The organism is Flavobacterium maritimum (assembly GCF_040049085.1).
Taxonomy (GTDB): domain Bacteria; phylum Bacteroidota; class Bacteroidia; order Flavobacteriales; family Flavobacteriaceae; genus Flavobacterium; species Flavobacterium maritimum.
This window is the reverse complement of sequence record NZ_JBDLZY010000006.1, coordinates 347135-370876: the sequence shown is the minus strand read 5'-3', so window position 1 is coordinate 370876 and position 23742 is coordinate 347135. Positions and strand designations below refer to the sequence as shown.

Genomic DNA, 23742 nt, shown 5'->3' with positions numbered 1-23742 from the left:
TTCTTTAATCAAATTTAGATTTAACTTCTTCTTTCGGCCAAGTATTATTGGTCACATCAATATCAGCTGTTTCTAATTTTGGATCAATTTGTATTTTTTTAATTGGCTTCGCTGTCGCAAATACCTTTCTGGCTACATCATTATTTTTTCTCCAAATTTGCGCAGGATATTTAAAATTTTCTTTTGTTCCATCCTCGTAAGTAAGTTCAACAAGAATTGGCATTAGCATCCCTCCCGGTTTATTGAAAGCAACTTCATAGAAATATTTTGGTGACTTTAGGCTTGCTTTTTCCTCTGTCGAAAGATTTTGATTGACATAATCAGAAAGAGACTTAACCTCATCAAGCTGTAGAGGCCTTTTTTTATCTGCTGCTAATTCCGTACTATTATCAGGTATCAAATAAACAAAAGGACCTTTTTCCTGTCCAAAACGACCTTTTCTCACTTTTACATTTTTCAATTCTGCGGTTGGATTTTCAGAAACATAATATTGTTTTACTTCTTCTATACCAATATCCACAAAATCCGTTGAATAAAACCAACCTCTGAAAAACCAATCCAAATCAACTGCAGAAGCATCTTCCATAGTTCTGAAAAAATCTTCCGGTGTAGGATGTTTAAATTTCCATCTGTTAGCATACACTTTAAAAGCATGATCGAACAACTCTCTTCCCATGATAGTTTCTCTTAGAATATTGAGTCCGGCAGCGGGTTTTCCGTAAGAGTTATTACCAAATTGCACGATACTTTCTGAATTAGACATTATAGGTTCCAAAAATTTCTGATCCCCACTCATGTAAGGCACAATGTTTTTGGCTGGTCCTCTGTTTGACGGATAATTAGCATCTAATTCCTGCTCAGCCATGTATTCCATGAATGAATTTAATCCTTCATCCATCCAAGTCCATTGACGCTCATCAGAATTCACAATCATAGGAAAAAAATTATGCCCTACTTCATGTATGATTACACTCATCATTCCATGTTTTATTCTGTCACTGGTCACTCCATTTTCATCAGGACGACCGTAATTCCAACAAATCATAGGATATTCCATTCCTTGGTCTTCAGCCGAAACAGATACTGCTTTTGGATAAGGATAGTCAAAGGTATGTTCTGAATAACTTTTTAGCGTATGCGCAACAGTTTTGGTAGAATATTCACCCCAAAGCGGATTACTTTCTTTAGGATACAAAGAAGTTGCCATCACTGTTTTAGTACTCAATTTAACTGCCATAGCATCAAAAATAAACTTTCGTGATGTAGCAATTCCAAAATCCCTTACATTTTTGGCACTATACTTCCAGGTTTTTTTCTTTTCCGAAAAGCCTTTTTCGCTAGCCTCTGCTTCTTCCTGAGTTACAACAACCACTGGTTTGTCAAATGATTTTTGTGCTAACTCATATCTTTTTAACTGAGCTGGCGTAAACACCTCACTTCTATTCATCAATTCCCCGGTTGCTTCCATCACATGATCCGCCGGAACCGTAATATTTACATCGTAATTTCCAAAAGGCAAAGCAAATTCTCCGCTTCCCCAAAATTGCATATTTTGCCAACCTTCAACATCATTATAAACGGCCATTCTTGGAAAAAACTGGGCTATCACATACAATTTATTTCCTTCTTTTTCGAATAATTCATAACCCGAACGACCTCCGCCTTTTTGGTAATTATTGATATTATACCACCATTTAATAGAAAAGGAAAGGCTTGTACCTGGCTTCATTGGTACTGGTAAATTAATACGCATCATAGTTTGGTTAACACTGTATGACAAAGGATTCCCTTTAGCATCTTTTACGTATTCTATATTAAAACCACGCTCCAACCCCTGTTTCAAATACTCGTCTGCAAATTTTTCAACAGGTAAAACCTGTTCTATTTTTTCACTTTCAGCCAATGGTGATTGTGAATTTTTAGCCGCTTGATTCTGGTCCAACTGTACCCATAAATACTCTAAACTATCAGGAGAATTATTATAATAGGTAATCGTTTCAGAACCGCTTAATCTTGAATTTTTATCATCCAACTCTACATCCATCTTATAATCAGCCTGTTGTTGATAATAAGCTGGCCCCGGAGCTCCAGATGCTGTACGAAACATATTGGGCGTTGCCAATAAATCATACATTTGGCTAAATTTATTAGTATCGTATTTTCCGGATTGCTTTGGAGCAACTGAAGGCGATTTCTCCTGAGCGAATAAAATTGTCGGAAGAATTAACAGTAGAGAGATTTTTTTCATATTTATTACAGAATACCAATTATTTGAGCGGGTGAAAATAATAATTTCTAACAAATTTCTTCGTATTAATCAATATTTTAACATTTCACTTCGCTTAAATGCAGTAAAAAGCACACTTCTTTTCTCTCCTAATACTGAAAAATGCATGATATTTTGCTGTTCCGAATTCCAGTCTGCCAAAATAAAATTCTGAACTTCAAGCGAATTTATTTTAGCAATTTCCTTTATGCTGGAATAACAGATCAGTACATCACCCTCCATTTCTTTACTTAAAAAATTGACAGTTTTGTTTTGTCCGTTCACTTTGAAAATAAGATTTTCCGCTAGATACTTTTTAAGCAAAACGATATCTTCCGGAGACTCTTTTTCGGTCGCCAAGAAGGCTTTCTTGTGGTATTTTTTTTCAATTGCTTTGTTCAGGTCATCAACAAAAATACGGGAAGTTATCTGGAGCATTTTCTTTTCAGAAGCATAATTGACTTGATAAACTGCCACATAAAACTTATGAAAATCAAAGGAAGAAACCGTTAAAAATAATAAGCCCAAAAAGAGATAAAGGATTGTTTTTTTCATTTTTCAAAAGTAGTAATTCTTTTAAACTCATCGTTTTTTGTAATCAAAAAATCGATTAGTTGGAATTTATCCTCAGGATTCATGAGTGTTTTGGACTTAGGATCAATTTCACAAAAGATAAGGAAAAGCCCAATTTCATCATCCCGTAGCTTTAATATATCGGTAAAAAAATAAGGCTCTAAAGAGTTCGTGGCGTACTCCTGAAAATCCTGACGTGCGATAACTTCAGGTGATTGTTTTTTAAATAATTTAGAAACATCTTTGAAAATTCGGACAAAATCCATTCCGTTTTCAATACTATGGGGATGCATTGTAGTGTTTTTAGGTGATGATTTTGAATCATCAAAATATTCTCTATCTACTACTCCTTGCGTATTAGCAGGAATTGGATTTAAGTCTTTTCTGTTTGGAATAACAACCTCACTCAATTTATTTTCAAATAACTGCAATTTCACAACCAATAACGGAAAACTCAAATTTTCCTGCGTCAGAATTACTCTTTTAGATTTAAATGCTAAACTGGAGATAAGCAAAGTATCTTTGGCCTTTGCCGATATATCGAAGAAACCGTCAGAGCCTATATATGTTCTGGTTTTTGCATTGATATTAAAAACATACCCATTATCTACACGCAACGAATCATTTACCACTTGACCGTGCAAATTTTTTCTCAACCCAATTTGTCCAAAACTAAATTGAGCAAAAAACAATAAAAAAAGAATTACGACTTTAGTTTTCATTGTTAATTATTTGGTTATACTTCTGAGCTAATCCTGTAATTAAAAACATGGTCAGTGTCTTATTTTTAGACCATAATGCAGAAGCCATATTAGCATCTTCAATACAATAATATTGAAAGTCTCTAATGTAATCAACCTTGATTTTGAGTGTTTCGATATAATATTTTTCTTCAAAAAGATTTTCAATTTTCACTAACAATTGCTCTTTCTTTTCGACCACAATTTCTTTTTTAAGCATGGCTTTACGCCCAGAAATTGTATTCAGCAAACCATCTATACCATTCCCCGAAGTCGCTGTGTATAATTTCCTTTCTGCCGGAGTATATTTCTTTTGGCCATAAGGAATTATCCCTAAGTTTTCGGCAGTTATTTGTGGATATTCATTAATTACAACTTCCTTGAGCGGAATGCTTTTAGGTGTCATTTGAATTTGAAATACATCTCCAATCAAATCTTGTTTAGCCACTTCCTTACGTAAAGTTACAAGATTTACAGCAGAAAACACCAAAATATCGCCTTCTTTTACAAATAAGGAGAAGAACCCATTTTTATCTGAAATTGTAGCTTTATTTGTGGCAGAATTAACAATATTTATGCCTTCAACTGCAGTGGTATCAGCACTTATTTTCCCATGAACTTGTTTTTCATTCACGGTTTGCCCCAAAATAATCTGGGATAATAAAAACAAAAAAAGAGATAGTGTATAATTAATTTTCACAGGCAATCATTTCGTTATATTTTGTAGCTAGCTCACCTAATAAAAATTCAACTGTGGTTTTATTCTTTACATTCAATATTTTAGTAAACTTATCGTTTTCGACTGCAAAATATTCAAATCCTTTCACATAAGCCAACGGAATCTTCAACTTATTTACAAAATGGTCTGTATCGAACATCTCCTCTAACAATACCATATAAAACTCTTTCTTCTCAACTTCCAATTCTTTTCTGAGCATGGCAGATCTCCCCGAGAGAAGATTAATCAAAGGATCTGCAGAAATTGAACCTCCTGCCATTGTTCCGGCATTTGCAGTAGCATCAATACTTGTGGCTGTTTTCAGTTTCCGCTCTGCAGGTGTATATGTTTTTTGTCCTTTTGGAACGATCCCCAAAGCCACCGAATTGATATTATCATACCTCCGAATAATAACTTCCTTTAATTTATTCATGATCGGTTCCATTTTCACCAAGAATAACTCGCTTTCAAAATGTTCTTTAGTCAAAGCTACTTTAATACTTTTAAACTGAACCGCAGAAAACAGTAATGTATCACCAATTGCAGCTGATACTGAAAAATATCCCTCCTCTTCTGTAACAGCAGTCTTTTCTGTTCTTAAATTTACAATGTAAATACCATCAAGATTCAACATATTGGCGTTTACTTTTCCTTTCAATTCATAGGGAACAGCCTCTTGAGCCACAACCTTGGTTGCAACCAAAATAAACAAAAAGCAAACAACTCTAATCATCTTTATACAATCAATTCTTACGTCCGGAACATTCTGTAAAAGTATCCTAGGACCATCCAAATTAATTACTAAGGACTTGGTAAAAATATGTTAATTAAAAAATACAATTTTATACCTTTAACCCATCATATTTTTATCCAAACTAACATGAAAAATATTATTATCGCCAGTACCTCCACACTGCATGGAGGAGACTACTTAGACTACTTATTACCTGAACTGCAACAACATTTTCAAGACTGCAAAACAATACTTTTCATTCCTTACGCAAGGTCCGGAGGTATTACTCATGAAGAATATACGTCAAAAGTGGCATCGGCTTTCGCTAAAATAAATATTAATGTAAAAGGAATTCATGAATTTGAAAATCCAGCAACCGCTATTAAAAATGCAGAAGGAATATTTACCGGAGGCGGCAACACTTTTTTACTGGTTACCCAATTGTACAAAAACCAACTTATGGATGTTCTGGCCGAAACAGTAAAAAACGGAACTCCTTATTTAGGAACAAGTGCCGGTAGCAATATTTGCGGACTGACCATGCAAACTACAAACGACATGCCTATTATTTATCCACCTAGTTTTCAAACATTAGGATTGCTTCCTTTTAACCTTAATCCCCATTATTTGGATCCCGATGATCAATCCACACACATGGGTGAAACGAGAGAAACAAGAATAAAGGAATTCCACGCTTTTAATTCTGTTCCTGTTTTAGGATTAAGAGAAGGAAGTTGGCTTGATGTAAAAGGAGAAAAGATTATTTTAAAAGGAAGCTTGACAGCCAGACTTTTTAGACAAAATCAAACACCTGAAGAAATAGAAAGCGGAACTGATTTGAGTTTTTTAAAATAACAGAACACATTAATAAAACAAAAAACCTCAAACGAAAGTTTGAGGTTTTTTTTAAGAGCGAAAGACGAGGCTCGAACTCGCGACAACCAGCTTGGAAGGCTGGAGCTCTACCAACTGAGCTACTTTCGCATAAAAAAATCAATAAAAAATCTCCAAAAAAATGAGACTATAGAGCGAAAGACGAGGCTCGAACTCGCGACAACCAGCTTGGAAGGCTGGAGCTCTACCAACTGAGCTACTTTCGCATTAACAACGGTGCAAATATAAATAATAAGTTTGCTTCGATGCAAGTTTTTTTAAAAAAAATAACAGACCGACCGCTCTACAATCTTTTCAAACAAAGCATCACCGATAGATAAAGAATTTATACTTAAAATATTATACCTTTATTCACTCCAAAAAAAAAATATAAAAAATAATGCAAAGCATCAAAAAAATCAGTGCGATTGAAACATTTCCCGTAAGACATCCCGTTCTTCGAAGCGAAAAACCAATAGAAAGTTGTCATTTTGAAGGGGACGATTTAGAAACAACAACCCATTTTGGTCTATTTGATGAAAATAAACTTATTGGTGTCATTTCAATATTCGAAGCAAAAAACAAGTTGTTTTCTGAAGAAAAACAATTTCAAATTCGCGGCATGGCCGTTTTGAATGAGCATCAAAAGAAAGGTCTTGGTGCAAGTCTTGTCGAGCATTCCGAAAAATACTGTCTTGATAATGATTCTGATTTAATTTGGTTTAATGCCCGAACTGAAGCAACCGGTTTTTATGAAAAAATGAATTATCAAAAAATCGGCTCCTCATTTGAGATAAAAGAAGTTGGAGAACATTTTGTCATGTTTAAAAAAATAAAAGCCAATCCCTTTCAGAATTAGCTTTTATAATTATTAATATTCTCCTGCGAATCTAAGAGGCAAATTGTGACTTTACCGAAGGATGGTAAATAAACAAACAGGATTTTTCTTTTATAACACTAATGATACCTTTAGATAATTCTTCAGGAAGTGCCGGACATCCTTGACTTCTTCCTAATCTTTTATTGTTTCTAATAAATGCATCGGAAACATAATTTGCAGCATGAATCACTACTCCTCTATTTCTTGCATTATCATTAATACCTTTTTCTAATCCATCCAATTTTAATGACATCCCATGTTTACCATTATATATTTCACCTGTAGCATAAAATCCTACACTGCTTTTGAAAGATTGTGCAGCATTCGAAAAACTGTTCGCGAATTCCTCTCCGGTATTTCTTCCGTGAGCCACAAGAGATTGAAATAAAATAGTATTTGTAGCTAAATCGATAACCCAAAGTCTTTTGATATTGGAAGACAAACTGAAGTCAACCAACGTCAAAATATTTTTCTTGATTAAGCCTTTTTCTTTTAGCGCATAATATCCTTTGAGAGCTTTAGAAAAACTTTCCAATTTAGGTAATACATATTGATTGGAATGTAAATTATTATAAACCATTTCAACAGTAGAATCCAAATTAGGCTTCACCTCTTTTACAATCTCAACAGGATTGCTATTTTTAGAATCTGAAATAAAAGTTTTACTTGAAGAAAAAGAAAACAAGGAAAACAACAGGGTTGGTAAAATACTATAAATCATTGATTATATTTAGGTTATACATTAATCTTGGGATTACAAAAATAGAAAAACTAGAGCCTGAGAAAAAAACCAAAAATCAATAAAGAACCATTTTTAATACAATTTTAATACAATTTAACATTTCAGACAAAGTCAAATAAATTACAAATTCATCACTTTTAATGTTAATTTTGTTATTTTTGCCTATCCTCAATCTTAATATATGCCCAAATTTGGTGTTTTAGTTTCGTTTTTTTTTATTTTCCTTAGTTATAGCACTTTTGGACAAAAAAAAACCATTAAGGCGAAATCTACTACAGAAAACATCATCATTGATGGAAAAATCAACGAAACATCCTGGGAATCAGCCGATACAGCAACCGACTTTATCATGTTTGAACCTGATAACGGCAAGCCGATTGACATTAACAAAAAAACAGACGTAAAAATTCTTTATGACAATGATGCAATTTATATAGCTGCCATTTTACATGACAATGAACCCGATAAAATCCAAAAAGAAATCACAAATCGAGACGTTTTTGGTGTTTCCGATCATTTCGCAGTTTATATAAACGGATACAATGACGGCCAACAGGATTTTAGATTTTTTGTGAGTGCATCAGGAGTTCAAATGGACTGTCTGGCAACAGAAGATTATGAAGACTTTACTTGGGACGCAATCTGGGATAGTGAAGCAACTCTTACTGATTTGGGTTGGGTCGTGGAAATGAAAATACCGTATGCCGCTTTACGATTTTCTGATACTAAAAAACAAACTTGGGGTTTGAATTTTATGCGTGAGATAAAAAGGGATGTTCAAAAATATACCTGGAATCGCGTTGACACAAAAATCGGCGCTGTAATTCCACAAGCAGGGATTCTTGAAGGAATTGAAGACATCAACACTCCTACCCGACTTTTCTTTATCCCCTACTCCTCTTTATATTATCAAAAAAGCGATATTGGATCGGTTACTACTTTTAAGGCTGGTTTGGACATCAAATACGGAATAAACGATTCGTTTACACTTGACGCTATTTTAGTTCCAGATTTTGGACAAACCAAATTTGATAATGCTATTCTAAATCTGGAACCATTCGAACAACAGCTGGAAGAGAACAGGCCTTTTTTTACAGAAGGTATTGATTTATTCACCAAAGGCGGTTTATTTTATTCCCGAAGAATTGGCGGCGCGCCAACCACGGAACCCGAGCTAACAGAAACCGAAGAAGTAACGAATTACCCTAGTAGTGTTGATATGATTAATGCTATAAAAATATCCGGCCGTACCAAAAAAGGATTGGGAATCGGATTTTTAAACGCTGTGACCGAGAAAACCTACGCCACTATTCATGACAACCTAACAAATGAAAACCGAAAAGAAGTTATAGAACCCTTAGTCAATTACAATGTTTTTGTTTTAGACCAACGTTTTAACCAAAATTCCTCGGTTTCATTTGTAAACACCAACACCATTAGAAACGGGAATTTTAGGGACGCTAATGTTTCTGCCCTATTATTTGATTTAAATACAAAAGCAAATACCTATAGTTTATATGGTGATTTTAAATTTAGCCACATCAATACGCTGGAAGATTATAATGGATACAAAACCGCTTTAAATTTTGAAAAAACAAGTGGGAAGTACCGCTATTTTCTGAGTGGAAAATATATTTCTGAGAATTATGACATTAATGATTTAGGAATTATTTTTTACACTAATTACCATAATTTCATGGCCAATGGAAGTTACCGAATATTAAATCCAACATCTGTATTCAATACTTTCAAAGTAGAACAGGAACTGAACTTGGAAATTCAAAACACAACCAGCAAAAAACAGGAAGCATGGTACAAAACAGTTTTCAAAGCAACCTCACTCAGTAATAATTATTTTGAATTCGCCTTGGTATTAAGTCCCTTTGAAACCTTTGACTTTTATGAACCTCGCGAATACAACAGATATGTTTACATACCTAAAAGAATCGCTTCCTATTTTGGAATTGAATCCAATAGAAATCACCCTCTAACATTTGACATCACGCCTTCTTTTACAAAGTTTGACGAAGACGGAAGAATTACTTATGGTACTTACGCAAGTCCAAAATACAGATTCAACGACAAATTTTCTTTAGCCTATGCGTTAGATTATACCAATAAAAAAAATGACCGTGGATGGGTAGATACAAATGACACAGGAATCATCTTTGCTGAACGTAACCGCGAAATATTTCAAAATGATTTTACCGGCAAATATGCCCTCAACAACAAAATGACTCTAAATTTAACAGCTCGTTATTATTGGTCTTATTCTAAAAATCATGAATTCTTCACCTTACAAGACGACGGCTATTTACTTCCAAATAACGAGTACTCCGAAAATAAAGACCGGAATTTCAACTCTTGGAATTTTGACTTATCCTACTCTTGGTGGTTTGCTCCCGGAAGTGAATTAGTATTTTTGTACCGCAACTATGCCTTAGAAAGAACAGATATTGTAGAAAAAGATCTATCTACCAATATTCACAATGTTCTAAACAACAACTTGACCAATATTTTATCTGTAAGCGTTCGCTATTTTATTGACTATAATGTTGTGAAAAATAAATTCTGAAAAAAAATCTTCTTAATAACAACAACTAAAAAACAGTCTTTTTCAATCTGTTGACTTTTTGAATTTACAGAAACACCAATTTTTATCGAAAAACTGTAACAAACACAAAAATTAAGAGTCTATTTCCTCGACTATATTTTTTATAGCTTTCATCAATCATCAAAATCAAACAAAAATCGTATGAGAAAAATACTTTTTATAAGTGTCGTTCTATTTTCATTATTTGGCTATAGCCAAAAAAAAACACTACAAACCAAATTCATTTCGGAAAATATCTTGATTGACGGAAAGTTAGATGAAAAAGCATGGGAATCAGTTCCTGTAGCCACAGATTTCATCATGTTTTCACCTGACAACGGAAAACCAATTCCAGAAAACAAAAAAACAGATGTTAAAGTAATTTATGACAATGACGCTATTTATATTGGAGCACTATTATATGACAATGAGCCCAACAAAATTTTGAAAGAAATCACAAAAAGGGACGAATTTGGAACCTCAGATTTCTTTGGCGTATTCCTTAATGGCTTTAATGACGGACAACAAAATTTTCAGTTTTTTGTAAATGCAGCAGACGGACAAGCTGATTGCATGGCAACAGATGCAAACGGCGAAGATTACTCTTGGGATGCTGTCTGGAAAAGTAAAGCTGTAATTACAGATAAAGGCTGGATTGTAGAAATGAGAATTCCTTATGCTGCTTTGCGTTTCTCCGCTGAGAAAAAACAAACTTGGGGACTCAATTTCTTTAGGGAAATAAGACGGGACCGTCAAAAATATTCATGGAATTATATTGATTCAAAAATTGGAACATTTACCCAACAAAACGGAACGATCGAGGGAATTGAAAACATCAAACCTCCTATTCGTCTTTTCCTTTTGCCCTATTCTTCTTTTTATTTAAATGCTAATGGCCATCAAAAAACGTATGGAACTCTTAAAGGCGGGTTGGATGTAAAATACGGAATCAATGATGCATTTACTTTGGATGCGATTTTAGTTCCCGATTTTGGACAAACAAAATACGACGAGAAAATCCTGAATTTAGGTCCCTTTGAACAGCAATTCAACGAAAATAGGCCGTTCTTCACTGAAGGAACTGATTTATTCAGCAAAGGAAATTTGCTTTACACTAGAAGAATTGGAGGAAACCCTTCCAAATATCCGACAGCTGCAGATAATGAAGAAATAATAGACAATCCCGCAAATGTCAACCTCATCAATGCCCTAAAAGTTTCGGGCAGAACCAAAGACGGCTTAGGCATTGGAATTCTAAACGCAGTTACCGAAAAAACCTATGCTACCTTCCTGAATTCCGACACACAAGAAACCAGAAGGGAATTGCTCGAGCCTTTGGCTAATTACAATGTCTTAGTTTTAGATCAGCGCTTTCGAAAAAATTCATCAATTGCTTTTGTAAACACCAATGTGATACGCAACGGAAATTTTCGTGATGGAAATGTATCAGCCTTGGTTTGGGATTTAAACACCAAAAAGAACACCTATAATCTCGCAGGCGATTTTAAATACAGTTACGTAAATGATATTGAGGATAAAAAAGGAATTGCTACTACTTTAAAATTTTCTGAAACTTCCGGAAAATACAGATACACTGTGGGAGGCGATTTGTACACGAAAGATTTCGACAACAATGATCTAGGAATTAATTTCGAAACCAATTATTATAGCCTGTACGGCAATGCCAATTACAGAATTCTGAACCCAACAAAGTATTTCAACAGCTTTAGGGTTAATTATAACACTTACTTTCAATTTCAAAAAGAAACAGGAAAAATTCAAAGTAACAATTTCAATGTAAATGTGAATCTTGAAACTAAGAAGAATCACTTTTTTGGTTTTGGAATTAATGTTGATCCTTTCGAAAAATACGATTATTACGAACCAAGAGCAGAAAACAGATATGTGATCAAACCTACCAGATATGCCGGCTGGTTTTATATCTCCTCCAATTACAACAACAAATTTGCCATCGATTTTAATCCGGGTTATGAGAAACTGAATGAGTCAGGAAGGACTTCTTATGAGTTTTCTCTTGGTCCGAGATATCGTTTTAGCGATAAATTTTCCCTGAATTATAATTTCTATTTTTCCAGGCTTAACAATGATAAAGGATTTGTTGACAGCATCGACGAAGACCTGAATCCTGCAACCGAAAACGCTATTATCTTCGCCAACAGAAACGTAATAACCTATTCTAATACCTTTTCCGGTAAATATTCTATCAACAGTAAAATGAATTTTGATCTTTCGGCACGCCAATATTGGTCTTATGCCGAAAACAAAAACTTTTTGTCTTTGGAACAAAACGGAAGACTTACAGATAACATGACTTATTCAGAAAACAAAGACTCCAGTTATTACTCTTGGAATTTCGACCTATCGTATTCCTGGTGGTTTGCTCCCGGAAGTCAAGTCTCTGTTTTGTATCGAAACATTGCTTCAAACTATGAAAGCACCATCAATAAAAAATTCGATCAAAATGTCACCAATTTGCTTAATAATGATGCCTTAGGCCATACTTTATCAATAAGTGTTCGCTATTTTATAGACTACAATCAGGTAAAAAATTATTTTTTATAGGCATTATTTCTAAAAAAATAGCTTAATATAATAGAATTATTATTTAATGGTTCTGTTCACTTAAATATATATAATAGTGGTTTTGACTAGAACATTTTTTTTTCGAAATTCTTTATCTTTGCGTAAAAAAATTACCATGAATAAAAAAGTAATTCTTATGATACTAGACGGTTGGGGAAAATCTCCGGACCCGAAAGTTTCCGCAATAGATAATGCAAATGTTCCGTTCATAAACAGTCTTTATAAAAATTATCCGAGCGCCCAACTTCGTACAGATGGCTTGAATGTAGGTTTACCTGAAGGCCAAATGGGAAACAGTGAAGTGGGACACATGAATTTAGGTGCAGGCCGAATTGTTTATCAGGATTTAGCCAAAATAAATTTGGCTGTAGCCAATAACACTTTAATAAAAGAACAAGTTCTGATTGATGCTTTTACATACGCAAAAGAAAACAACAAAAAAGTACATTTTTTAGGTTTGGTTTCTGATGGCGGTGTCCACTCTCATACTTCTCATTTAAGAGGATTAATAGATGCCACTCAACAATACGGATTGAAAGATGTTTTCGTTCATGCCTTTACTGATGGACGTGACGTTGACCCAAAATCCGGAAAAAAATACATTCAGGATTTAGAAAATTATATCGCTAATACTTCTGTAAAAATAGCTTCTGTAATCGGCCGTTATTATGCAATGGACCGTGACAAACGTTGGGAAAGAGTAAAACTTGCCTATGATTTAGTCGTAAACGGAACTGGAACACATTCTAAAAACGCAGTTGCCTCTATTAAAGAAAGCTACAAAAATGATGTTACCGATGAATTTATTCACCCATTGGTAATGGTGGATGAAAACGACAAGCCTCTTGCAACTATCCAAGAAGATGATGTTGTTATATTCTTCAATTTCAGAACAGACAGAGGCCGTGAATTGACAGAAGCGCTTTCGCAAAAAGATTTTCATGAGGAAAACATGCATAAACTGAATTTGTATTATGTTACCCTTACGAATTACGACGAAACCTATGAAAATGTAAAAGTGGTTTACAACAAAGACAACATTACAGAAACTCTGGGTGAAGTTTTAGAAAAAGCACATAAAAAACAAATTCGTATTGCTGAAACAGAGAAGTATCCTCACGTTACTTTTTTCTTTTCGGGAGGAAGAGAAACTCCTTTTGAAGGAGAAACAAGAATTTTGAGAAACTCTCCGAAAGTTGCCACTTACGATTTAAAACCGGAAATGAGTGCTTTTGAACTGGCTGATGCCTTAGTTCCAGAACTTGAAAAAGAAGAAGTTGATTTTGTTTGCTTGAATTTCGCCAATGGAGATATGGTGGGACACACCGGAATCATGAGTGCCGCTATACAAGCTTGCGAAGCAGTTGACAAATGCACCGAAAAAGTTATTACCGCTGCGTTGGCTCATAATTATACAACTATAGTAATTGCCGATCACGGAAATTGTGAAACTATGATTAATCCTGACGGAAGCCCAAATACAGCTCACACTACAAATCCGGTGCCTATTATTTTGGTAGACAAAGATTTAAAAGAAATACATGACGGAGTTTTAGGTGATATTGCCCCTACAATTTTAGAATTAATGGGAATCGAGAAACCCGCAGCAATGACCTGCCATTCGTTACTTTAAAACGTAAAAAAAGCGCCTGATTGGCGCTTTTTTTTATTTAAGAGTGTTTGCTAAATCAAAGTAGGTTTTTTCAATCCATTCCTGATGATTCGGATGAGCAATTTTTACCATCTCAACCGCACGTTGTTTTAGTGTTTTTCCATATAAATCAGCAATGCCGTTTTCTGTAATTATATATTGAACATGAGAACGAGTAGAAACCACACCAGCACCTTGTTTTAAAAAAGGAACAATTCTGCTGTCTCCATTTTTAGTTATTGAAGGCAATGCAATTATAGCTTTTCCACCTTCACTCAAAGAAGCTCCTCGAATAAAATCCATTTGCCCTCCTACACCCGAATACATATTACTCCCTATCGAATCAGCACATACTTGTCCTGTAACATCAACTTCAATAGCTGAATTGACAGCTACCATCTTAGGATTCTTTCTGATCTTTGCAGTATCATTAACATAGGACGATTCTTTTAATTCAATAAAAGGATTGTCATTAGCAAAATCATACAACTTTTTTGAACCAAGCATAAAAGTAGCTAAAACTCTTCCTCTGGACACTCCCTTGTAATTACAATTGATAACATTTTTCAAAATCAAATCAATAACACCATCTGAAAACATTTCAGTGTGCAATCCCAGATTTTTATGATTCGTTAAATTAGCTAAAGCGGCATTAGGAATAGAACCAATCCCTAACTGCAAGGTGCTTTCATCTTCAATTAAAGAGGCAACAAAACTTCCTATTTTTGCTTCTACCGGAGAAATAACATCTTCTTCTTTCTCATAGATTGACATTTCCACATCAACTAAGTAATCAATTTCATAAATATGAAGAATCCCGTCTCCAAAAGTTCTTGGCATTTGAGGATTCACTTGAGCAATCACGATTCTAGCACTTTCTATAGCCGCTATGGAAGCCTCTACAGCAACACCAAGAGAACAATATCCATGAATATCCGGAGGAGACACATGAATAAAAACTACATCCAAAGGCAAAACTTTTTTTCGGAACAAACGTGGTAATTCACTCAAAAAAACAGGAGTATAAGAACCATTTCCGGCCGCTAAAGTATGCCGCACGTTTTTACCAATGAAAAAAGAATTTACATGAAAACTCTCAGCCAATTCGGGATTAGCGTAAGCCGCCGGTCCTTCGGTATGCAAATGACAAATCTCAACATTTCTTAATTCTGAAGCTCTTTCTGTAAGCGCATTAGTTAAAATTGTTGGAGTTGCTCCAGCCGCCTGGACATAGATCCTGTCATTTGATTTTACAATTTTTACCGCCTCTTCTGCTGTTACATATTTACCCATAAAAATCATTTAATTAAATCTTTATAAAGATACTTCAAAAATACTTTTCTTTAAAATATTCTCAATTTTATCTAAATATTGAAGCAAAATTTTGCGAAAAAACATTGAAAAAACACCATACAAAGCAAAATAAACCAATTTAGCTTCCATGTAGTTTCCTGATAGTACTTTTAGAAAATCTATTTTATATCTGCAAATAAGGCAACTTTTTTATTAACAAATATTTGCTATTAAAAGTTCTGGTAAAATTGTACTTTTGCAAACTGAAAATTCGAAATTATGATTATTGTAAAATCACGTGAAGAAATAGAATTAATGCGAGAAAGTGCATTAATCGTATCAAAAACATTAGGAATGATTGCTTCTGAAATCAAAGAAGGAGTAACCACTTTATATTTAGACAAATTAGCCGAAGAATTCATTCGTGATCACGGTGCTGAACCAAGTTTTCTTGGTCTATACGGATTTCCAAATTCCCTTTGCATGAGTCCAAATGCACAAGTGGTTCATGGAATTCCAAACAACAAACCGCTAGAGAGCGGAGATGTAATATCAGTAGACTGTGGTGCTTATAAAAACGGATATCATGGAGATCACGCTTATTCATTTGAAATTGGAGAAGTTGCTCCAGAAGTAAAAAAACTATTGCAGGTAACCAAAGAATCATTATACGTTGGTATACGTGAATTAAAAGCTGGAAATCGTGTTGAAGATGTAGGAAGTGCTATTCAAAAATATACTGAAGCACATGGGTATGGTGTCGTTCGTGAATTAGTAGGGCACGGTGTTGGACAAAAAATGCATGAAGATCCTGAAATGCCAAACTACGGAAAACGTGGCCGCGGAAAACTTTTGGTAGAAGGAATGGTTGTAGCTATTGAACCGATGATTAACATGGGAACAAGAAACATCAAACAATTAAAAGACGGCTGGACAATCCTTACGGCTGATGGCAAACCAAGTGCACATTTCGAACACGACGTAGCCATTATTGATGGGAAGCCTGAAATCTTATCTACTTTCGGGTATATCTATAAAGCATTAGGAATTGTGAGTAACGAAGAGGATGAATTTAGAAAAACACCTTTAGTTCTATAATGAAAAAACTCTTTAAACTTGTACTCAATACTATTCCGCGTCCTATTCTTATTCGTCTAAGCTACGTGGCACGTCCAGTTCTTGCACTGGCACTAAAAGGAAATACATTCACCGACCCTATCGATGGAAAGAGTTTTCGAATGTTCCTACCTTACGGTTATGGAACCCAAAGAAACAATGTGCTTTCTCCAAGTACTCTCTCCTTAGAAAGACACCGTTTGTTATGGTTATATCTAAATGACAAAACCGATTTTTTTACGTCAAAAGAAAAAAAGAAAGTATTGCATTTTGCGCCAGAACAAGCTTTCTATAAATTGTTTCGAAATCAAAAAAATCTGGATTATACCACAACAGATTTATTTTCTCCTTTGGCCGATGTAAAAGCAGATATATGCAATTTGCCTTTCGAAGATAATCAATACGATGTTATTCTATGCAACCACGTTTTAGAACACATTCCGGATGACACCAAAGCGATGCAAGAATTATACAGAGTGTTAAAACCAGGAGGTATGGCGATTTTACAAATTCCACAGGAATTATCCAGAGCTGTAACTTTTGCTGACGACAGTATTACAGACCAGAAAGAACGCGCCAAAATCTTCGGCCAGTATGATCATGTTCGTATTTATGGTTACGATTATTTTGACAAACTAAGAAGTATTGGTTTTAAAGTTGTCGAAGAAGATTACACCAACAAAATAGCTCCAGAATTGGTAGAAAAATACTGTTTGGCAAAAGGCGAAATCATTCCTGTTTGTTTCAAATAGAATCGTTTTTTTTAGATACGATAGAGCGGCATAATTCGTTATATTTACATTATTATAATTAGACCATTATGCCGATTTCTTTTTTTCGAAAAATAATGTTTCTTTTCCTCATCACTTCAGTTTCTGCCCAAGTGCAAAATGAGGTTACTCCACCCTATAACATCAAGACAGTCACTTTTGTACAAAACAACGAAAATGTCAATCCAATTTTTCCTTTTGGAGATGGCTTTCAGTTGGAATTTGATGACCTGTTTGGCAATGAAGCGAATTACTACTACGAAATAACCCATTGTGATTACAATTGGATTCCTTCAGATATCCCAAAAAGCGACTATTTACAAGGTTTTGATACCCAGCGAATTCAGGACTATTCAAATTCCTTCAATACCTTGCAGACCTATTCCCACTATACCTTATCAATCCCTAATGAGTACACCAAATTACGTATAAGTGGTAATTATATTCTGAAAGTTTTAAACGAAGACAAAGAAGTTGTTTTTTCAAGAAAATTTATTCTCTATGAAAATCCTGCTGTCGTTCTCATTCAAGTAAAAAGACCACGAACGGTTCGCTATTTGGAATCCAAACACAATCTGGAATTTATTATAAAAACGAATGCCTTTAATTTCCAGAACCCCATAAAAAACGTAAAGGTAGTCTTGCTTCAAAACGGACAATTTGCAACTGAAATCAAGAATATCCCTCCCCAATACACAATTGGGAACGATCTAATTTACAAATATGAGACACAAACTCAATTTTGGGCAGGAAATGAATTTTTGTTTTTTGACAACAAAGACCTCCGGGCAGCCAATAATAATGTAGCACGAGTTGACTACAACGAATCGCTGTATAATTCACGATTATATACAAATAATGCCAGAGCTAATTTCCCGTATTCAGTCACCGAAGACATTAATGGTAATTTTGCGGCTCGCAACTTGAACGCAGAAAACAGTGATATTGAAGCCGATTATGCATGGGTCTATTTTAGTCTTTCCGCTCCAACTTTTAGAATGAATAAAAACATCTATATTACCGGGAATTTTAATAATTACAGCCTCAGTTCAGAATACAAAATGGATTATAATTCTGAAAAAGCAATTTTTGAAAAAGCAGTTTTAATAAAACAAGGGACTACAAATTTTCAATATACAATAGCAGACGACAAAGGAAATATTGACTTCGAAAATGCTATTGACGGAAATTTCTACCAAACTGAAAATGAATATACTGTTCTTGTTTATTACAAGGAAAATAACGACCGATACGACAGGGTGATTGGAAAAGGAACCGCAAACTCATTAAATATCACCAATTAAAAAAAACATTCTAAAAATTGACTGAACGAAATCAATTTTTTGTAAATTTGTCCATATTAAACACATATTTAATACTTTAATATGGTTTCTCAAATAACAAGAGGTATAAAAATTTCCGTTTTGACTAGTTTTGAAGGCACTTACTTCAAAAACTACAGAATTCATTTTGCCTTTAGTTATGAAATTAAAATCGAAAATCACAGCAAGGATTCCGTTCAATTAACTTCGAGACATTGGGAAATTTACGACTCCCTTAATGATTTAGAAGTGGTTGATGGCGAAGGCGTAATTGGCAAAAAACCAGTTTTAAAACCTGGCGAATTTCACATTTACAGTTCTGGCTGTTTATTATCATCTCCTCACGGTGCCATGAAAGGACATTTTGATATGGTTAATTTTACTACTACAAAAACCTTCAAAGTTATTGTACCTACTTTCAGATTGAGCGCCCCTTTTGCTTTAAATTAATTTGACTTAAATTTTGTTAAAAATAACAATATTTTAAAATATCGTCGTATTTTTGCGTCAAATTATTTGATTTACTGAGTTTTATTTTTAATTACAATTAAAATCCATTCGATATGCCAAAAGGAATTTACAACATCCCTAAAGCGTTTAACGAACCCGTTAAGTCCTACGCTCCCGGAAGTCCGGAAAGAGAAGAAGTTCTAGCCACTTTCAAAAAAATGTACAGTGAAACCGTAGATGTTCCTTTATACATTGGTGGAGAAGAAATCCGTACAGGAAACACCAAACCGATCAACCCTCCTTTCGACCACAAACATGTAGTTGGACATTATCATGAAGCCACAAAAGAACATGTTGAAAAAGCTATTGCTACGGCTTTAGAAGCCAAAAAGAAATGGGCTAATTTATCTTGGGAGCACAGAGCTTCAATCTTTTTAAAAGCTGCTGAATTACTTGCTGGACCTTACCGTGCAAAGATAAATGCTGCCACTATGATTGCTCAGGCAAAAACAGTACACCAGGCTGAAATTGATGCTGCTTGTGAATTTATAGATTTCTTGCGTTTTAATGCGCAATTCATGGCTCAAATTTATGCTGAGCAACCAGCTTCTTCAGAAGGAGTTTGGAATAGATTAGAACACAGACCTCTTGAAGGTTTTATATATGCCATTACCCCGTTTAACTTTACGGCAATCGCAGGTAATTTACCAGCTGCTCCAGCATTAATGGGTAACGTTGTCATTTGGAAACCAAGTGCTACACAAGTTTACTCTGCGAATGTAATTGTGGAAGTTTTCAAAAAAGCAGGTTTACCAGATGGTGTAATCAATGTAGTTAATGGTGATTCAGCAATGATTTCAGAAACACTTCTTGCAAGTCGTGACTTTGCCGGAATCCACTTTACAGGATCAACTCGTGTATTTAATGACATCTGGGGAAAAATCGGTCACAACATCAGCAATTACAAAACATACCCAAGAATCGTAGGTGAAACTGGAGGTAAAGATTTCGTAGTGGCACATTCATCAGCAATTCCTGCTCAAGTTGCTACGGCACTTTCAAGAGGAGCTTTCGAATACCAAGGACAAAAATGTTCTGCTGCCTCAAGAGCATACATCCCGCAATCAATCTGGCCTGAAGTAAAACAGTTATTAGTGGCTGATTTGGCTTCAATGAAAATGGGATCACCAGGAGACACAACAAATTTTGTTTCTTCTGTAATTTCAGAAGTTTCGTTTGACAAACTGGCTAGTTTTATAGATCAGGCTAAAAAAGATGCTGATGCTGAAATTATTGCCGGAGGAAATTACGACAAATCTGTTGGTTATTTTATTGAGCCTACAGTTATCGTAACTACCAATCCTAAATACTCTACAATGGAAACCGAATTATTCGGACCAGTATTGACTATTTATGTTTACGAAGATGCTAAATGGGAAGAAACTTTAGCTTTGGTTGATTCAACTTCTGAGTACGCATTGACAGGAGCTGTTTTAAGTCAGGATCGTTATGCTATTGAATACGCTATGAAAGCATTAGAAAATGCTGCTGGTAATTTCTACATTAACGACAAACCTACAGGAGCCGTTGTTGGTCAACAACCTTTCGGTGGAGCAAGAGCTTCAGGAACTAATGACAAAGCAGGATCTGTATTGAACTTGTTGCGTTGGGTTTCTCCAAGAACTATCAAAGAAACCTTTGTTACTCCAGAAAATTACAGATATCCATTTTTAGGATAATACTTTTCTAAGTTTAGATATAAAAAGTAGAACTATTAAAAAACCCACAAGAATCAAATTATTTTTGAATTCTTGTGGGTTTTGTTTTTTTTCAATATTAAAATTTAAAAAGGCAAATTATTGAAAATCATAATTTGAAATTGAGTCCTACTCCTGTCTGGTAAAATTTGTGCCATTACACCAGCCTCAACTTTAAAATTTTCGCTTAAACAATATCCAACACCTCCATAAATACGATCTCTATCAAAATAATTTCCTTCTGTATTGATGAAAATTTCGTTATACGCCGAAGCATAAACAGCATTTTTCTCCAAACTTTTTTTGTTTAGAGGAATATTCAAAGAGAGGAAATAACGCAAACGCATTTTAAAATCATCTTCAATAAATCGTTGTTCAAAACGATATCGGTGTTGAAAATTTACTCTTCCGAACTTTTGTTTCGTTATAAATTGCTGAAAGATTCTGTGTTCATCCGTTTTTAACTTATCATTGGTTCCTTGCACATAAGGTTCTGAATGAATGTAAGCATATCCAAGCAACACATTATTATTATTTTCAGACAAATTGTAACCCAAACCGGTTCTTATAAGCAGTTGCTCGAGATCCCCTATGAAATTATAGTTTCGATATTGCACTTCGTTATGCCAATTAAATCGATTATTTATTTTTTGGTTACCAACATACATAAACCAATTTCCTACTTCAGAGTCTTGCGCATTTATATTAGCTGTTAAAAACAGCAACAACAAAAAGCACAATGATCGCACTTTGTTTATCATTTAATTTTGAATTGTTTTAACGTTAAGAATTTATATAATAGACCGGATTTATACCGTAAATTTCAACGGCAAATGCACTACTTTTTTAGTCTCAAAGAATTCATCTTCAAAGAAATCAGCTAAATCATATTGTGTTGCTTTCGGAAAATCCTTTAGCTCCTCGGTCAAATCACCACCTTTAAGGTAAAGAATACCGTTTTTTAATTCGTGTTTCTGTTGTTTTTTAATTTTACCCTTGACCCAAGAAACAAAATCCGGCATATTAGTCACCGCCCTACTTACAATAAAATCAAAATCACCTTTTACATTTTCGGCACGTATTTGTTCTGCTTTCACATTTTTTAATTCCAAGGCATCTGCAACAGCCTGAACCACTTTTATTTTCTTGGCAATAACATCTATTAAATAAAAACGGGTTTCCGGAAAAAGAATCGCCAACGGAATTCCTGGAAATCCACCACCAGTACCCACGTCTAAAACATAAGTACCCGGTTCAAAATTTATAATTTTTGCAATTCCCAACGAATGCAAAATGTGCTTCGTATACAAAGCATCAATATCTTTTCTGGAAATAACATTTATTTTTTCATTCCAATCATGATATAAAAAATCCAACTTTTGGAACTGATCTTTCTGAATATCAGTCAAATTAGGAAAATACTTAAGAATCTCGTCCATTACGCTATTTTTTTAACAAAAGTACTCTTTTTCCCTTTGAAATATTTAACTCAATTTTGCATATTGAAAATTTATAATAATTATCTTTGGGGATTATTAAAAAAATATATGATCAACACCTCACCTACATTTGCAAAGCAAGATAATCTGAAATTTTTCAGAACGCTTAACTCACGGGTAAACAGCTATTTCAAAGAAAACAATATCCAAAAAACAGGAAATTGGAAATTGCATTTAAAAGCAATAATTCTATTCACCGTTTTTCTGGCACCTTACTTTTTAATCCTTACACTTGACATGCCTTTTTGGGCACATTTACTCTTAACAATCGTCATCGGAATCGGTATGGCCGGAGTTGGAATGAATGTAATGCATGATGGGAACCACGGATCTTATTCCAATAAAAGTTGGGTAAATAAAATCATGGGCGGCTCTATTTATGTTTTGGCAGGAAATGTACACAATTGGCAAGTGCAACATAATGTTTTGCACCACACCTACACCAACATTCCAGGACATGATGAGGATCTTGATGCCGGAAGAATCATCCGATTTACAAAAGAAGCAAAATGGCATAGTTTCCATCGCTTTCAACACTATTACTCCGTTTTTTTATATGGTTTATTAACTTTCAATTGGGCTATCACTACCGATTTTAAGCAAATGAGAAATTATCTGAAAAGAAAATTATCCTATGGAGAACCAAAAAGCCCAAAAATACTTTGGACTACGCTAATCATCACAAAAATAATCTACGTTTCTATTTGGATTGTGTTACCTATAGTTATTGGAATCACATGGTGGAAAGTACTTATTGGTTTCTTTGTTATGCATTACACTGCCGGACTTATATTGAGTGTTGTTTTTCAATTAGCACACGTAGTTGAAGAAACAACTAATCCTGTTCCAAATGAAAATGGAGAAATCGAAAACACTTGGGCTATTCACCAATTGTTCACCACAACCAATTTTGCGCCAAAAAACAAACTTGTCAATTGGTATACAGGCGGTTTAAATCACCAAATTGAGCACCATATTTTCCCAAATATCAGTCACATTCATTACGGTAAAATTGCAAAAATTGTAAAAGAAACCGCTAAAGAATGCAACTTACCCTATTACGAATACAAAACGATGAGATCTGCCGTTGTAGCACATTTCAAACATTTAAAAGATTTGGGAATGAAACCGGAGCTTATATAAAAATCAAGATGTACTACAG

Annotated in this window: 20 protein-coding genes and 2 tRNA genes; 11 read left to right on the top strand and 11 right to left on the bottom strand. The window is 34.5% G+C overall.

What is annotated here, in order from left to right; genetic code table 11:
* Positions 1-4 precede the first annotated feature (4 nt).
* The 5 genes from ABEB23_RS14905 to ABEB23_RS14885 form a co-directional block, all read right to left on the bottom strand.
* On the bottom strand, positions 5-2248 hold the full coding sequence (locus ABEB23_RS14905; RefSeq protein WP_348813401.1) for a M1 family metallopeptidase: 2244 nt from the start codon (positions 2246-2248) through the stop codon (positions 5-7).
* Positions 2249-2317: 69 nt separating this feature from the next.
* Positions 2318-2821, bottom strand: coding sequence for a DUF6702 family protein (locus tag ABEB23_RS14900; protein ID WP_348813400.1), 504 nt, complete (start codon positions 2819-2821; stop codon positions 2318-2320).
* The gene (gene bamP / locus ABEB23_RS14895; RefSeq protein WP_348813399.1) at positions 2818-3561 is read right to left on the bottom strand and encodes a BamP family beta-barrel-assembly machinery protein; all 744 of its coding nucleotides are present in this window, start codon (positions 3559-3561) and stop codon (positions 2818-2820) included. Before bamP ends, ABEB23_RS14900 begins: the two co-directional genes overlap by 4 nt.
* The gene (locus tag ABEB23_RS14890) at positions 3551-4279 is read right to left on the bottom strand and encodes a carboxypeptidase-like regulatory domain-containing protein (protein ID WP_348813398.1); all 729 of its coding nucleotides are present in this window, start codon (positions 4277-4279) and stop codon (positions 3551-3553) included. The genes bamP and ABEB23_RS14890 overlap by 11 nt, the downstream gene beginning before the upstream one ends.
* The gene (locus tag ABEB23_RS14885) at positions 4269-5030 is read right to left on the bottom strand and encodes a hypothetical protein (RefSeq protein ID WP_348813397.1); all 762 of its coding nucleotides are present in this window, start codon (positions 5028-5030) and stop codon (positions 4269-4271) included. The genes ABEB23_RS14890 and ABEB23_RS14885 overlap by 11 nt, the downstream gene beginning before the upstream one ends.
* 147 nt (positions 5031-5177) lie before the next feature.
* Here ABEB23_RS14885 and pepE point away from each other — a divergent pair, with 147 nt between their 5' ends.
* Positions 5178-5885 (top strand): dipeptidase PepE, encoded by a 708-nt coding sequence (pepE, locus tag ABEB23_RS14880; RefSeq protein ID WP_348813396.1) that lies wholly within the window; start codon positions 5178-5180, stop codon positions 5883-5885.
* 56 nt (positions 5886-5941) lie between these two features.
* On the opposite strand, the gene ABEB23_RS14875 is transcribed toward pepE, so the two are convergent.
* Positions 5942-6014 (bottom strand) — tRNA-Gly (locus ABEB23_RS14875).
* 43 nt (positions 6015-6057) lie between these two features.
* Positions 6058-6130, bottom strand: a tRNA-Gly gene (locus ABEB23_RS14870).
* A gap of 173 nt (positions 6131-6303) precedes the next feature.
* Between ABEB23_RS14870 and ABEB23_RS14865 the strand changes: the two genes are divergently transcribed.
* The gene (locus tag ABEB23_RS14865; RefSeq protein ID WP_348813395.1) at positions 6304-6762 is read left to right on the top strand and encodes a GNAT family N-acetyltransferase; all 459 of its coding nucleotides are present in this window, start codon (positions 6304-6306) and stop codon (positions 6760-6762) included.
* Positions 6763-6793: 31 nt separating this feature from the next.
* Here ABEB23_RS14865 and ABEB23_RS14860 read toward each other — a convergent pair whose 3' ends face one another.
* Entirely contained in the window at positions 6794-7504 is a 711-nt protein-coding gene (locus tag ABEB23_RS14860; protein WP_348813394.1) for a murein L,D-transpeptidase catalytic domain family protein, read from the bottom strand.
* Between the two features lie 202 nt (positions 7505-7706).
* Between ABEB23_RS14860 and ABEB23_RS14855 the strand changes: the two genes are divergently transcribed.
* The 3 genes from ABEB23_RS14855 to gpmI all read left to right on the top strand — a co-directional run bounded on the left by ABEB23_RS14855 (position 7707) and on the right by gpmI (position 14355).
* A complete protein-coding gene (locus ABEB23_RS14855) occupies positions 7707-10100 on the top strand; it encodes a DUF5916 domain-containing protein (RefSeq protein WP_348813393.1) in 2394 nt (797 codons plus the stop codon).
* Between the two features lie 180 nt (positions 10101-10280).
* On the top strand, positions 10281-12701 hold the full coding sequence (locus tag ABEB23_RS14850) for a DUF5916 domain-containing protein (RefSeq protein ID WP_348813392.1): 2421 nt from the start codon (positions 10281-10283) through the stop codon (positions 12699-12701).
* A gap of 136 nt (positions 12702-12837) precedes the next feature.
* Complete coding sequence (gene gpmI, locus ABEB23_RS14845; protein WP_348813391.1) at positions 12838-14355, top strand: 2,3-bisphosphoglycerate-independent phosphoglycerate mutase; 1518 nt, start codon at positions 12838-12840, stop codon at positions 14353-14355.
* A gap of 33 nt (positions 14356-14388) precedes the next feature.
* On the opposite strand, the gene ABEB23_RS14840 is transcribed toward gpmI, so the two are convergent.
* Positions 14389-15666, bottom strand: a complete 1278-nt coding sequence (locus tag ABEB23_RS14840; protein ID WP_348813390.1) for an acetyl-CoA hydrolase/transferase family protein — start codon at positions 15664-15666, stop codon at positions 14389-14391.
* Between the two features lie 279 nt (positions 15667-15945).
* Here ABEB23_RS14840 and map point away from each other — a divergent pair, with 279 nt between their 5' ends.
* The 5 genes from map (at position 15946) to pruA (ending at position 21063) form a co-directional block, all read left to right on the top strand.
* On the top strand, positions 15946-16764 hold the full coding sequence (map, locus tag ABEB23_RS14835) for a type I methionyl aminopeptidase (protein ID WP_348813389.1): 819 nt from the start codon (positions 15946-15948) through the stop codon (positions 16762-16764).
* Complete coding sequence (locus ABEB23_RS14830; protein WP_348813388.1) at positions 16764-17534, top strand: methyltransferase domain-containing protein; 771 nt, start codon at positions 16764-16766, stop codon at positions 17532-17534. Before map ends, ABEB23_RS14830 begins: the two co-directional genes overlap by 1 nt.
* A gap of 68 nt (positions 17535-17602) precedes the next feature.
* A complete protein-coding gene (locus ABEB23_RS14825; protein ID WP_438861678.1) occupies positions 17603-18856 on the top strand; it encodes a type IX secretion system plug protein in 1254 nt (417 codons plus the stop codon).
* Between the two features lie 81 nt (positions 18857-18937).
* Positions 18938-19324: a Co2+/Mg2+ efflux facilitator ApaG/CorD gene (apaG, locus tag ABEB23_RS14820; protein WP_315162671.1), complete on the top strand. Its 387-nt coding sequence runs from the start codon at positions 18938-18940 to the stop codon at positions 19322-19324.
* A gap of 113 nt (positions 19325-19437) precedes the next feature.
* Complete coding sequence (gene pruA, locus ABEB23_RS14815; RefSeq protein ID WP_348813386.1) at positions 19438-21063, top strand: L-glutamate gamma-semialdehyde dehydrogenase; 1626 nt, start codon at positions 19438-19440, stop codon at positions 21061-21063.
* A 104-nt stretch (positions 21064-21167) separates the two neighbouring features.
* On the opposite strand, the gene ABEB23_RS14810 is transcribed toward pruA, so the two are convergent.
* Both ABEB23_RS14810 and rsmG read right to left on the bottom strand, forming a co-directional pair.
* Entirely contained in the window at positions 21168-21842 is a 675-nt protein-coding gene (locus ABEB23_RS14810; RefSeq protein ID WP_348813385.1) for a DUF2490 domain-containing protein, read from the bottom strand.
* A gap of 48 nt (positions 21843-21890) precedes the next feature.
* Entirely contained in the window at positions 21891-22520 is a 630-nt protein-coding gene (rsmG, locus tag ABEB23_RS14805) for a 16S rRNA (guanine(527)-N(7))-methyltransferase RsmG (protein WP_348813384.1), read from the bottom strand.
* Positions 22521-22628: 108 nt separating this feature from the next.
* Here rsmG and ABEB23_RS14800 point away from each other — a divergent pair, with 108 nt between their 5' ends.
* On the top strand, positions 22629-23723 hold the full coding sequence (locus ABEB23_RS14800) for a fatty acid desaturase family protein (protein ID WP_348813383.1): 1095 nt from the start codon (positions 22629-22631) through the stop codon (positions 23721-23723).
* Positions 23724-23742 lie beyond the last annotated feature (19 nt).

What these genes read in the sequence shown, in the direction of transcription:
- ABEB23_RS14850 (WP_348813392.1), top strand. Translation starts at nt 10,281, where the DNA reads ATGAGAAAAATACTTTTTATAAGTGTCGTTCTATTTTCATTATTTGGC.
- apaG (WP_315162671.1), top strand. Translation starts at nt 18,938, where the DNA reads ATGGTTTCTCAAATAACAAGAGGTATAAAAATTTCCGTTTTGACTAGT.
- ABEB23_RS14810 (WP_348813385.1), bottom strand. Translation starts at nt 21,842, where the DNA reads ATGATAAACAAAGTGCGATCATTGTGCTTTTTGTTGTTGCTGTTTTTA.
- gpmI (WP_348813391.1), top strand. Translation starts at nt 12,838, where the DNA reads ATGAATAAAAAAGTAATTCTTATGATACTAGACGGTTGGGGAAAATCT.
- ABEB23_RS14865 (WP_348813395.1), top strand. Translation starts at nt 6,304, where the DNA reads ATGCAAAGCATCAAAAAAATCAGTGCGATTGAAACATTTCCCGTAAGA.
- rsmG (WP_348813384.1), bottom strand. Translation starts at nt 22,520, where the DNA reads ATGGACGAGATTCTTAAGTATTTTCCTAATTTGACTGATATTCAGAAA.
- ABEB23_RS14825 (WP_438861678.1), top strand. Translation starts at nt 17,603, where the DNA reads ATGCCGATTTCTTTTTTTCGAAAAATAATGTTTCTTTTCCTCATCACT.
- pruA (WP_348813386.1), top strand. Translation starts at nt 19,438, where the DNA reads ATGCCAAAAGGAATTTACAACATCCCTAAAGCGTTTAACGAACCCGTT.
- ABEB23_RS14885 (WP_348813397.1), bottom strand. Translation starts at nt 5,030, where the DNA reads ATGATTAGAGTTGTTTGCTTTTTGTTTATTTTGGTTGCAACCAAGGTT.
- pepE (WP_348813396.1), top strand. Translation starts at nt 5,178, where the DNA reads ATGAAAAATATTATTATCGCCAGTACCTCCACACTGCATGGAGGAGAC.
- ABEB23_RS14860 (WP_348813394.1), bottom strand. Translation starts at nt 7,504, where the DNA reads ATGATTTATAGTATTTTACCAACCCTGTTGTTTTCCTTGTTTTCTTTT.
- ABEB23_RS14830 (WP_348813388.1), top strand. Translation starts at nt 16,764, where the DNA reads ATGAAAAAACTCTTTAAACTTGTACTCAATACTATTCCGCGTCCTATT.
- ABEB23_RS14900 (WP_348813400.1), bottom strand. Translation starts at nt 2,821, where the DNA reads ATGAAAAAAACAATCCTTTATCTCTTTTTGGGCTTATTATTTTTAACG.
- ABEB23_RS14855 (WP_348813393.1), top strand. Translation starts at nt 7,707, where the DNA reads ATGCCCAAATTTGGTGTTTTAGTTTCGTTTTTTTTTATTTTCCTTAGT.
- map (WP_348813389.1), top strand. Translation starts at nt 15,946, where the DNA reads ATGATTATTGTAAAATCACGTGAAGAAATAGAATTAATGCGAGAAAGT.
- ABEB23_RS14800 (WP_348813383.1), top strand. Translation starts at nt 22,629, where the DNA reads ATGATCAACACCTCACCTACATTTGCAAAGCAAGATAATCTGAAATTT.
- ABEB23_RS14905 (WP_348813401.1), bottom strand. Translation starts at nt 2,248, where the DNA reads ATGAAAAAAATCTCTCTACTGTTAATTCTTCCGACAATTTTATTCGCT.
- ABEB23_RS14840 (WP_348813390.1), bottom strand. Translation starts at nt 15,666, where the DNA reads ATGGGTAAATATGTAACAGCAGAAGAGGCGGTAAAAATTGTAAAATCA.
- bamP (WP_348813399.1), bottom strand. Translation starts at nt 3,561, where the DNA reads ATGAAAACTAAAGTCGTAATTCTTTTTTTATTGTTTTTTGCTCAATTT.